General features: G+C 51.5%; 9 protein-coding genes. 4 read left to right on the top strand and 5 right to left on the bottom strand.

The genetic code is table 11. The features are described from left to right. Positions 1-184: 184 nt before the first annotated feature. From NP596_RS16685 to NP596_RS16665, 5 genes are all read right to left on the bottom strand, one after another. Positions 185-1651, bottom strand: a complete 1467-nt coding sequence (locus NP596_RS16685) for a serine/threonine protein kinase (RefSeq protein WP_256616523.1) — start codon at positions 1649-1651, stop codon at positions 185-187. 59 nt (positions 1652-1710) lie between these two features. Beyond that, positions 1711-2634 (bottom strand): HDOD domain-containing protein, encoded by a 924-nt coding sequence (locus NP596_RS16680; protein ID WP_256616522.1) that lies wholly within the window; start codon positions 2632-2634, stop codon positions 1711-1713. A gap of 8 nt (positions 2635-2642) precedes the next feature. After that, the gene (locus tag NP596_RS16675; protein ID WP_256616521.1) at positions 2643-3959 is read right to left on the bottom strand and encodes a sigma-54 interaction domain-containing protein; all 1317 of its coding nucleotides are present in this window, start codon (positions 3957-3959) and stop codon (positions 2643-2645) included. A 189-nt stretch (positions 3960-4148) separates the two neighbouring features. After that, positions 4149-6632, bottom strand: coding sequence for an ABC transporter permease (locus NP596_RS16670; RefSeq protein ID WP_256616520.1), 2484 nt, complete (start codon positions 6630-6632; stop codon positions 4149-4151). Continuing rightward, entirely contained in the window at positions 6629-7318 is a 690-nt protein-coding gene (locus tag NP596_RS16665; RefSeq protein ID WP_256616519.1) for an ABC transporter ATP-binding protein, read from the bottom strand. Before NP596_RS16665 ends, NP596_RS16670 begins: the two co-directional genes overlap by 4 nt. Before the next feature lies 1 nt (position 7319). Here NP596_RS16665 and NP596_RS16660 point away from each other — a divergent pair, with 1 nt between their 5' ends. The 4 genes from NP596_RS16660 to NP596_RS16645 all read left to right on the top strand — a co-directional run. Further along, positions 7320-7922, top strand: a complete 603-nt coding sequence (locus NP596_RS16660; protein ID WP_256616525.1) for an arylesterase — start codon at positions 7320-7322, stop codon at positions 7920-7922. 834 nt (positions 7923-8756) lie between these two features. Then, positions 8757-10172, top strand: a complete 1416-nt coding sequence (locus NP596_RS16655; RefSeq protein ID WP_256616518.1) for an undecaprenyl-phosphate glucose phosphotransferase — start codon at positions 8757-8759, stop codon at positions 10170-10172. Positions 10173-10258: 86 nt separating this feature from the next. Beyond that, positions 10259-11374, top strand: a complete 1116-nt coding sequence (locus tag NP596_RS16650) for a DegT/DnrJ/EryC1/StrS family aminotransferase (protein ID WP_305891801.1) — start codon at positions 10259-10261, stop codon at positions 11372-11374. After that, on the top strand, positions 11371-11836 hold a 466-nt coding region (locus NP596_RS16645; protein WP_256616517.1), incomplete at its 3' end, for a hypothetical protein. The genes NP596_RS16650 and NP596_RS16645, both read left to right, overlap by 4 nt.

Raw genomic sequence — 11836 nt, 5'->3', positions numbered from 1 at the left:
CGTCGCCATGGCGGCCGATTCGGCCGGCGCGGATTGTTCCCGCGCCAACGCAGCCTCCAGTCCCGGCACGCCGCAGGTAGGACAGCTGCTGTGTTGCATTGCGTCGTAATAATGGCCGCGTTCGCAGCGTATCAGTTTCATAACGGTCTACCTTTTCTTTTCATTGAATTCATAGCATAGTGCGTTATTGATTTTTTCTTAGCTCTTGGCATTCCATTGTAGCCCCCCATTCCGCGCACAGGCTACGCATATGCTCTAAATGCAGGGGCTTGGCCTTTTCGGCGGCCGGCGCCGATGCGGCGGTTTCCTGGCGGCGCCTTTCTTCAAAACGCTGCAGTGCGGCGTCTTGTTGCTGTTTTAACGCTTCCGCGGCCTGAAGCTCTCGCATCCTTTGTTGCACCCGTTCCGTATCGTCGGGAGGATCCCCCAACGCCGGCATGACGGACTCGCTGGGCGGGTTGGCGGGCGTCGTCGATAATGTGTCGAACTCGCCGGACGCCGGCGTGTTATGTTTCCGCGAGAACAGTACGAGAACAAAAAAAAACGCGGCGGCAGCCAATAGCAACCAACGCCGCCCATTAGAACCGCCCGGCCGGCCGGCATCGGCCGGCACCGGTTGCGCATCGGCTTGCCGTATAGCCTTTACCTCGTTTGCATTTACCGGCCGTGCCGGCTGGGGCTCGGGCTGTAAATCGATAAATCGCTTTTGCAGCGCTTCAATACTTTGCGGTCTTTGCAATGCATTTACCGCTAAAGCGTCCCGCAGTATTTGTTCAGCCCGCGGCGGAATCGTTACGCCGAAATCCGCCAGCGGCTTGAGTTGATCGTGCCTCAGCCTCTCCAAGGCATCCGGCGGGGCTTGTCCCGTCAGGCAAAAATACATACTGGCAGCCAGGCTATGCACATCCGTCCAGGGGCCTTGCCGGCTATCGTCGCCATATTGTTCCTCCGGAGCGAACCCGGACTTGACCAGCACGGTCCGCGGGCCGCCCGGCTGCCCATGGTCGGCCAAACAGGCCTGCGCGGCGCCAAAATCCAATAATTTCACCCGTCCGTCCCCGCATAGGTAAATATTGTCCGGTGCAATATCGCGATGCAACATCCCCGCTTTATGCACCGCCCGCAACGCATCCATGATCTGCATGAAAATTTCCAGCGTTTGGGTCCAGTTCAGCCGGCCGCGCCGGTCTAAATAGGCCTTTAAAGTCCGGCCTTCCACATACTCCATCACCATGTAACCGGTACCGAAGGCGGGAAAAAAAGACAATACCGACACGATGCCGGGGTGCTGTTGAAATTTGGCCAGAATACGGGCCTCGTCCAAAAAACGGTTCAAGCCGGCGGAAAACTGTATCTCGGCCTCGCCCGAGTTTGCCGATACCTGCCCGGTTTTCGGGTCGCGGCCGGCAAATTCGCGCGGCATGTATTCCTTGATCGCCACCTTGATTTGCAAGTTAATGTCCCAACCGAGATAGGTAATGCCGAACCCGCCGTGCCCCAGTACCCGGGCCACCTGATAAGGCGGGTTAACGACGGTGCCGGGCGGTAAATACCGCGCATCGAAACGCATGCCCGGGTACCAGCCGCACTGCGGACAAACCGATAAATCAGGCAGAGTATTCAGACAAGCGGGGCAAAACGAATGGCTCATGGGGGCTAAGGATGGCTAACGGCAGATGAGGCACTCACCTGCGTTCCCTGCGCAAGCCTTTATAGGGTCAGCATATCGGCCATATCGGTAATGGCCGCAATGTCTTCCTGGAGACTATCGACGATAGCCAACGCCGCGGCCGGCTCCAAGGATAAAACCCGCCACACGTCGTCGGGGCAGTTTTGATTGGCCGCATCGCCGATACCGATCTGGCCCAGCAGGTAGTCGTTCAGATAAGTCAAAAGAGTCAATTGATAATGCTCGCCCCGATAAAAGGGGTTATGGTGGTGATAGACAATATCGGTAATCAAGCGCGGCAGCGACCATGCGCTCATCAGCCAAGCGCCTATTTGGGTATGGTTAACGCCAAAAGCGAAGGTTTCCAGGTTATAAATCGATAAACTGGGATTGGCATTGATCAATTTATGCAAATAATCGAATTCGCCGGGAAATTGATGGCCGAGCAACGGAAAGCCGATATTGTGCAACAAGGCCGCCAGAAAAACTTCTTGCGTATTCAGATCGAATTCGGCCGGCAGTTTTTGCGCCAGCTTTTTCATCAACAAGGCGCTGCTCAGGGCATGAATCCAGAACATCCGGATACCGATCACGCCTTCCTTAGGGGCCCGCAACGGCGCCAAAACAGATAGTCCCAAGGCCAGATCCAATACGAAATTAAATCCCAACACCCGCACAATCGCATCGCGCACGCTGGAAATTTTGCCGCGATAGCCGTACAGCGACGAAGTCGACCAGCGAATGATTTGTGCGGTCAATAACGGATCCATTTCGATGATTTCGGCCAGTTTATCTACGTCGGCCTTCGGGTCCGAAATCAAATTAATGATACGCACCGCGCTACCCGGCAGTGGCGGCAACGCTCTGATACTGGAAATAGCTTCGCGCATATCCATGGGCGGTGTAAACCCGTTGTTTTGCGGATTAATGGCGTTAAGCGTCCAGTTGAATAACGATGACTGCATGGTCGTGCCTAGTTCAGATTGAGCCGATTAAGCTTACGGTATAACGTTCTTTCGCTGATATTCATTTCGGCGGCAATTAATTTTCGATTTCCTTGGTATTTTTTAATCAAACTACCGATAAAACTGGCTTCATATTGTTCCAAAGGGCTCATGTTGCCGGCATTTTCCAACGGGGGCGGCGCCACCACGGCCGGCCCGGCGGCTAACGACTCGGCCTGTTCGCCTATCATGCGCATGAAATGGATATCCGCGGGCTGAATAATGCTCCCGCCGCATAAGCCGCTGGCTAAATGCAGACAGTTTTTCAATTCACGGATATTACCGGGCCAGCCATGTTGTATCAATTTGATTAACCCCTCGCGACTAATCGTCAAATGTTGGCCTTTCAATTGACCGAATTGCTTTAAAAAATGTTCAACCAATAGCGGTATGTCCTGTTTACGCTCTCGCAACGGCGGAATGTCGATCGGAAACACCGACAGCCGGTAAAACAAATCTTCCCGAAACCGGCCTTGCCTTACCATGTCCGCCAAATTTCTATGGGTTGCGCACAGCACCCTGACATTGGCTTTCAGCGTGACGGTACCGCCCACGCGGCGAAACTGCCCGCTTTCCAATGCCCGCAACAGTTTGGCTTGTTGCGAAACAGGCAGCTCGCCGATTTCGTCCAGAAACAATGTGCCGTTATCGGCCAATTCGAATAAACCTTTCTTGCTGGAAGCGGCTCCGGTAAATGCGCCTTTTTCATGACCGAATAATTCGCTTTCAAATAAATCCTCGCCGAACACCGTGCAATCGGCAATCACAAACTCGCCCTGCGCATGTTGCGAATGGCGATGGATAAACTCCGCAGCAAGTTCCTTGCCAGTACCAGTTTCGCCCAACAACAAGACCGGCGCCTGAATGCCGGCCGCTTGCTGCAATTTGGTTTTTAACTGCAAGAACGGCTCGCTTTTACCCACCATGCCGAGCTGGTGGATTTCGCCGCCTTTTTTATGCAACAGACTTTGCGATTCGCCTAAATACAAACGCCCATCGGCGTCCAACAACGGATAACCCCGCACATTCAGCAGTTTTTTGTCCCTACCGCGCCCTTCAACCTCGAAAATCCCCGTATAAGGTTCAAGGGTTTGAAACAAGCGTTGATGCCGGCAAACGCCCCGCTGTTCGCAACACGGCTGGCCGATTTGAGTTTCCCGGTCAATACCAAACGCCGTTTCCCAGGCTTGATTCACCGCCAACACATGCAAATCGGCGCCGATGACCATGAAGGGTTGTTCATGGGTTTCCAGCAACGATTCAAGTTTAAAAACACTTTGCGGCATAATCCTCAAATTAAATAGTCTTCAGCTGTCCGAATTTTTCATGACACCACGCCGCCTCTGTCAGTTCAAACTGACAGTTCTGGCAGCCATCGGCTTTACATTTTAGCCACAAAGCCAAATTTCCCAAGGTTTAAATACAGATTCGGCGTTTTTATTGCGCCGGCCTCGCGGATTTCAACGGCAAAACCGTTACAAGCGGCGTAAAACCCGCAACGGCGATTGGTCGACCACCGCGCGTACTCCCCAATACCCCGCAAGGCCGACCGATAGCATGCCTATTCCGGGCAATGTCGCCGCCGCCAGCCAGGACGGTTCATAAGGAATATGCATGACCCGGCTATACAAAACATACAGAATCGCCTGGGAAATCGCCGCGGCCAAAATGCCGGCCGACGCTCCCAAAACACCGAATTCGACTAAATGCGTTTTTCTGAGCCAGTCGCGCCGGGCCCCCAAAGTGCGCAGCAAGGCGCCTTGCCGGATTCTATCGTCCAAGGTGGCATACACCGCTGCAAACAACACGGTAAAGCCGGCCGCCAAAGCAAAATACAGCAATAAATCGATGGCCTGGGTCAATTGCATGAGTATGGTTTTAAACTGCTTTAAGATCTGATCCACGTCCAAGATGGTCGTGGCCGGATAGGTTTTCAGCAGTTGGTTCAATAGATTTTTTTCGGCGTCCGGCACATAAAAGCTGGTCAGATAGGTGAGCGGAAAATCGTTCAGCGTGCCCGGCGAAAAAATCATGTAAAAATTGGGCTTCATGGTATCCCATTGCAAACTGCGGATATTAGCCACCCTGGCGCTGACTTGGGCGCCGCCGACGGTAAACCGTAAATCGTCCCCAACTTTGATACCCAGATTGTCCGCCAGCTTTTGTTCCACCGACACCCAGCCGGCCTGGTCCGCCGACCAGGCTTCGCCGGAGGTAATGCTGTTATCCGCCGGTATCGCCGGCGCCCAGGTCAGACTCAATTCGCGGTGGATGGCGGCTTCGCCCTGACTGTCCTTGCTGACCCTTTTTTGCACCGCCTCGGTATTGATCTCGACCAAGCGCCCCCTGACCACCGGATAAAATGCGCTGCTATCGATACCGGCCCGCAATAAGTCTTGCGCAAACGCAGGTTGCTGCGCGGGGATGATATTGAGGGCAAAATAGTTGGGCGCGCGTTCGGGCAATTGCTGCCGCCATTGATCGATCAAATCGCTGCGCACCGTAAAACTCAAACTCATTGCCGCCAGTGTGATGCTGAAAGCCAAAATCTGGCTGACGCTGGCGCGGCTGTTGCGCAACAAGCCTTGCAACCCGAACCGCCAGGTCAACCCCAGTTTGGGCAGCCATGGCCGCAGCAATTTCAGCATGCCGGTCACCAGCAAGCCCAACACCAACAGACTCGACAGGCCGATACCGACGATGCCGGCCGTCATTTGCCAGTCGTTGCTATAGCGCCAGACCAACACGGACATGATGGCAATCGCCAAACCGTAGATCAGCCAGGCTTTGGCCGGCAACGGCTCCAGATCCCGCCGCAACACCCGCAACGGCGAAACTTTTTGTAGCCGCAACAGCGGCGGCAAGGCAAAACCCAGTAAAATCGCCATTCCGGTGACAAACCCGAACACCACCGCCAACAGGCTTGGATTCGCCAGCTGCTGAGGTAACAAGGGCTTCAATACATAAAACAGCCCCAACTGCCCCAACCACCCCAACAAACAGCCAATAGCGCTGGTCAGCATTCCCAACACCAAAAACTGCACTGTGTATAACCGGAAGATTTCCCGTTGTTTACAGCCCAGGCAGCGCAACAGGGCGGAGGTATTGAAATGCCGCTCGGTATAACGGCCGGCGGCCATGGCGATGGCCGCGCCGGCTATCAAAATCACCACTATGCTGGACAAACCCAAATAGCGTTCCGCCCGCTGTAAAGCGGAACCCAATTCCGGCCTGTCTTCATGAATATCCAAAATCCGCTGGGACGGATTCAACTGCGGCTTCAGCCATTTTTTGAATGCCACCAGCGCGGTTTCTTCACCGATAAACTGATAAAAATAGTGCACGTGGCTGCCCGGTTGAATCACCCCGGTGGCCGGCAAATCGGCCTGGTGCATGACCACCCGCGGCGAAAAACTGTAGAAGTCTCCGCGTTTGTCGGGTTCGTAAGTCAGTATCCGGGTAACTTGCAGCGGTTTTTCGCCGACCGTCAGCATGTCCCCCACGTGTAAATTCAGCGCCGACAATATCCGTTTTTCCACCCAGGCCGTTCCCGGTTGCGGGCCGTGAGCGATTTGGCTTTCCGCGCCGGCTTCGGTTTCCAGGGTTTTTAAAAACCCCCTTAGCGGATACCCCTGACTGACCGCCTTGATTGCCGCCAACAGCATCTGCTCGTTTTCCAGCAACACGCTGCTGAACTCTACGGTTTGCGACGGGATTAAACCCAGTCCCGTCGCCCGCCGGCGCCAAGCATCGTCGATCGGCATCGAACCGGCCAGCACCAGATCGCCCGCCAGAAACTCGGCCGCCTGCACAGTCAAGGTGCGCTGCAACCGGTCGGCAAACAAGGAAATCGTGGTGGCGCTGGCGACCGCAATCAGCAGCGCCAGCACCAGCAAGGTCAATTCGCCGGAACGGCCGTCCCTCAGCAACAGGCGTAACGCCAAGCCAAAGCGTTTCATAGCATACGCCCCGCCGCCAGCCCGATCATGCGCCCGCAACGCGCCGCCAACGAGGCATCATGGGTGACCAGCACCAACGTGGTGTGCTGTTCCCGGTTCAATTCAAACAACAGGTCGATGACGTGGGCGCCGGTTTTACTGTCCAGATTGCCAGTCGGTTCATCGGCAAACAAGATGGCCGGCCGGGTGACAAAGGCCCGCGCCAAGGCCACCCGTTGTTGTTCGCCGCCCGACAGTTGCTTGGGCGTATGCGTCAGCCGGCGCGCCAGGCCCACCCTCTCCAACAATGCCCGCGCCGCCGCTTCGGCATTGCCGTCGCCGCTCAACTCCAGCGGCAACATCACGTTTTCCAACGCCGTCAAGCCGGGCAATAATTGAAACGACTGAAATACAAATCCTATCAGTTCGTTGCGCAAGGCCGCCCTGCCGTCTTCATTCATCACGGTAATATCGCGGCCCTTGATAAAGACCGAACCGCTGGTGGGCGTATCCAATCCGGCCAGCAAACTCAACAACGTGGTTTTGCCGGAACCGGACTCGCCGACCACGGCAATACTTTCGCCCGGCTTGATGATTAAATCCACCGATGACAAGATATGCAGTTCACCTTCCGAGCTCGGCACCGATTTACCCAGGTTTCGGGTCTCTATGATGGAAGGGTTGTTTGGTTCACTATGAGTTTGCATGATGTATAGTCTTGTCCTTGCCTTAATTTTGGGGTTAACGCCCATGGCCGCGATGGCCGCATCGATTGTTGTGATAGGCGACAGTATCAGTGCCGGCTACGGCATCGATGCCGGTCAAGGTTGGGTGAATTTGCTGCAAAAAAAGTTCAACCCGCCGCAGGGCGGCTATGTTATCAGCAATGAAAGCATCAGCGGCGATACTTCCGCCGGAGGCCTGGCGCGTATCGACCGGATCCTGGCCCGGCACAAACCGTCCATTGTGATATTGGAACTGGGCGCCAACGACGGCTTGCGCGGCTTGACGCCTCAGGCCATGAAAAGCAATTTGACCGAAATGATACAACGCTCGCGCCAGGCCGGCGCCAAGGTCCTACTACTGGGCATGAAAATTCCGCCCAATTACGGCAAGCGTTACATCGAGATGTTTTACAACGTTTATCCGCAATTATCCGCCGAGCTAAACGTGCCGCTGGTGCCCTTCATTCTGGAAGATGTAGCCTTGAAGCCCGAACTGATGCAAGCCGACGGCCTGCATCCGAATGAGCAGGGGCAAACCCCAATCGCCGAAAAAGTCTGGCCGTATTTGCAACCGTTATTGGAATAAGGACAGCCCCCATGTTGGCGCGGATCGGCTGCCGTCCAGCCGTTTCCTAGGATTCCCGCTAAGCGTAATGTAATGTTCGCTGGACCGGACTTTTCGGTCCTCCTTGGATGCATTGGCGGAGATCATCAACGCGGCATTCAGTTTTTATCTCTTTGCCGGAATTTCGATACCATTACAGGCCTTAATGGTATTACGCAACAGACTAGCCCGGTGCTGAATTTCACTGATAGTGGGGCGGTCGCGATGAAACAACCGACGAACTTTTGCGAACATTGACATGTAATGCTCTCGGGTTTTGCTCCTGCCTAAAATCACGGCAGGATATGTGAATTGTCTGGTTAATTTTCGATCGGTACAACCCTCTTAAAATGATCAATTTTCGATCGGCGCCAACATTGCGCGATCACATTCAACGGGTTGGTATTGTGTTTTACCAAAGAAAACATCAACCTAACATGACTGAAACTTGTTGAAAATCGGTACGGCCGCTGCCATTGATTCCCGATCTCACCCATTCAGCTTAGTCTATAATCATTTCCAACAGGGTTTTCGGGGTCTCTCGCCCGCAAGCGCCGAGACGTTTCGCAGCGAAAAAAATATCCTTTTACACCAACAGATAAGGCCAAGCCGTTACAGATGGTTCAACAGACAAAACTTGGAAATATGGACTTATTGACGCACACCGTAGCGGTGTGGGTGAACTGACGTGCATTTGCCAACCATATTTTTTACCGCGCGCATTATTAAGAATGAACCGTATGAAATGGCGGCTGCTTCTATGACAGTTCGATAGCAGTCCCTTTGACCATTGTGTTTTTTAGGTTTCCAAAATAGATGCAACCAGCCGGATACGCCAAAGACTACGCCAGTCAACTGATCATCTTTGCAAGATTACTGGATGCTGCCTTGATCTTTGCAAGCAGTATGCTCTGTTTTTACATTCTAAGACCTTACAAAAACTTTCCCGACTATTCAGGCTGGATGCCAAACGGATATTTGAATGCGGTCGGCGTTGCAATTTTGCTTAGCCTCTGGTGGTTTCCGAAATTCAATGTCTACCGAAGCTGGAGGGGGGCAAGTTTATTCTCGGAATTCAAACCGCTCATATATGCTTGGGCCTCTACTATTGTTGGTTTAATCGCCTTTATATTTTTCACTAAAACCGCGGATGACTACTCGCGCCATTGGTTAGGTTTATGGTTTATAACCGCTTTTGCCGTTATGGGCCTAGTGCGTTTACTGCTTCGCATGTTATTGCGGCAAATGCGCAGACGGGGCCGAAACTTGCGGTACATTGTATTGGTTGGCAATGCCGAAAAATGCATCGATATTGCTCAACGCATCGATCAAGCCCCCTGGCTGGGCTTAGCCGTGCAGGGCTATTTTGGCGAAAACGACAGCGCGAAAAACCATCAGAACATCAAGCAACTCGGCCAAGTTAATGATCTAATCGAGTATTTGCAGACCAATGCCGTGGATCAAGTCTGGATTGCCATGTCGTTAAGAGACATTGACACTATCGAAGCACTCAATAAAAATCTGGCGAAAACCGCAGTGGAAGTGTTGCTAGTGCCGGATATTCTCGGCTGGCGTTTACTCAACCACTCAGTGGTGCAAATCAACGGCTTACCGCTTATTAACATAGCCGTATCTCCCATCAACGGCATCAACGTGCTGGCTAAATGGTTAGAGGACAAGATTCTCGCGACCTTGATTTTGATCCTCATCAGCCCCCTCATGTTGCTGATAGCCATCGCAGTTAAACTCACATCTCCCGGCCCGGTTTTGTATAGTCAAGAGCGAGTAAGCTGGAGCGGAAAACGTTTCAAGATGTTGAAATTCAGAACCATGCCTAAAGATGCCGACTTGAAAGATGGCTCACCTATATGGGGACAAGCACGAAGCAAGCAACCAACCAAGGTTGGTGTTTTTTTAAGAAAAACCAGCCTGGATGAATTACCTCAGTTCATCAATGTGTTGAAAGGCGATATGTCTATCGTCGGCCCGCGCCCCGAGCGCCCGATGTTCGTTGAAGAGTTTCGCCATGAAATCGACGGTTATATGCAAAAACACTTGGTAAAAGCCGGCATCACCGGTTGGGCGCAAGTCAACGGTTGGCGTGGCGATACTTGTTTAAAGACGCGAATAGAGCATGATCTATACTACATCGAGCATTGGTCGTTCTGGCTTGATCTAAAAATTATTATCCTGACAGTTTTTAAAGGATTCGTTAATTGTAATGCGAACTAAAAAATTAAAAAAAATACCGAGAAATCAAAACGTTCATTATGTCGTAACGAAAAAAGTCTATTAAATCTCCAATAATTTCCCGAATAATGTCAAAAATATTTGTCACCCAACCCTTTCTACCTCCATTGGAAGAATTTATGCCCTATTTGGAGAGAATCTGGCAGGAAAAATGGTTGACCAATAACGGCACGTTTCATCGGCAACTGGAAACCAAGCTGGCGGACTATCTAGGCGTCTCGCAATTATCGCTATTTACCAACGGCACCATTGCCCTGATAACCGCATTGCAAGCCTTAAGAATCACCGGCGAAGTCATCACCACACCCTACACTTTCGTAGCCACCGCTCATTCCTTAATTTGGAACAAAAACAATCCGGTCTTTGTTGACATAGACCCCACCACCTTCAATATCGACCCCAACAAAGTCGAAGCCGCTATAACTCCGCAAACATCCGCCATTCTGGCTGTGCATGTTTACGGCACGCCCTGCGATACCGAAAAACTGCAGCAAATTGCAGACGTATATGGCTTAAAACTAATTTACGATGCCGCGCACGCCTTCGGCGTCCGCCAAAACGGAAACACCGTGTTAAACCACGGAGACTTATCCATATTGAGCTTTCATGCCACCAAGGTTTACAACACCTTTGAAGGCGGTGCAATCGTCTGTAACGACGAAAAATTAAAACAACGCATCGACTACCTGAAAAACTTTGGTTTTGCCGATGAAGTCACGGTCATGGCGCCCGGCATCAACGGCAAAATGAACGAATTTCAGGCGGCCTTGGGCTTATTGCAACTGGACTATATCGATCAATGCATTGCCGCCCGGCAAACCCTAGCTAACCGCTACCGGCGAGCCTTTAAAGACCTGCCAGGAATACGCTTACTGCCCTCCCATACGGAACGCGAAGAAAATTACTCCTACTTTCCGATTCTGATTGAAGAGGACTATCCTATCAGCCGCAACCAGTTGTATTCGAAACTACGCGAACAGGATATTTATGCCCGGCGCTACTTTTATCCCTTGGTCAGCGATTTTCCGATGTATCGCGGCCTGCCCAGCGCGGCGGAAAACAATTTGCAGGTAGCCAAACAGGTGTCCGAGCAGATTTTATGTTTACCAATTTATCCGGATTTATCAGAAGAAAGTCAATTAAAAATAATTCATAATATTCATAAAAAGAAGGATTGGTTTTGAAAGCTGTCATAATTTTCTCTGGCTACAATATGAGAGCACTTTACGCGTTCATCCGTACTTTAGAAAAACAACTCATACCTTATTGCATTATCTCTAGCTCAACGGACGATGAAATATATAAGACAGCATATAAAAATAAAGTAGTCAGTGTTCGACGAGAAAAACATCTAGATTTGGATGACGTGATTTTCTGCATTAAACAAGCTCAAGAAAAAATTAAATATAATTATTACCTTATTGCCCCATCAACCGAAGCTCTTAATAGATTCATTCTAAGTCATGAGAATTTATTCCATGACTTAAGCTGCGAAATTCCTTTGGTTGAAAAAAAGTTATATGAAGAAATTTCTAATAAATATAGCTTTGGAAAAACATGTGAAAAACACAATATAAAAACCCCAAGACAGTATGATTTTTCGAACATAACCATACCCTGCGTCGCCAAGCCAAAGAAATATATTT

This window comes from Methylomonas rivi, from assembly GCF_024505165.1.
GTDB classification, from domain to species: Bacteria; Pseudomonadota; Gammaproteobacteria; order Methylococcales; family Methylomonadaceae; genus Methylomonas; species Methylomonas rivi.
This window is presented reverse-complemented; position numbering and strand designations above follow the sequence as displayed.

Bases quoted from the DNA above. Each gene is read 5' to 3' on its own strand.
- NP596_RS16685 (WP_256616523.1), bottom strand. From the start codon at position 1,651: ATGAGCCATTCGTTTTGCCCCGCTTGTCTGAATACTCTGCCTGATTTA.
- NP596_RS16665 (WP_256616519.1), bottom strand. From the start codon at position 7,318: ATGCAAACTCATAGTGAACCAAACAACCCTTCCATCATAGAGACCCGA.
- NP596_RS16660 (WP_256616525.1), top strand. From the start codon at position 7,320: ATGTATAGTCTTGTCCTTGCCTTAATTTTGGGGTTAACGCCCATGGCC.
- NP596_RS16655 (WP_256616518.1), top strand. From the start codon at position 8,757: ATGCAACCAGCCGGATACGCCAAAGACTACGCCAGTCAACTGATCATC.
- NP596_RS16670 (WP_256616520.1), bottom strand. From the start codon at position 6,632: ATGAAACGCTTTGGCTTGGCGTTACGCCTGTTGCTGAGGGACGGCCGT.
- NP596_RS16650 (WP_305891801.1), top strand. From the start codon at position 10,259: ATGTCAAAAATATTTGTCACCCAACCCTTTCTACCTCCATTGGAAGAA.
- NP596_RS16680 (WP_256616522.1), bottom strand. From the start codon at position 2,634: ATGCAGTCATCGTTATTCAACTGGACGCTTAACGCCATTAATCCGCAA.
- NP596_RS16675 (WP_256616521.1), bottom strand. From the start codon at position 3,959: ATGCCGCAAAGTGTTTTTAAACTTGAATCGTTGCTGGAAACCCATGAA.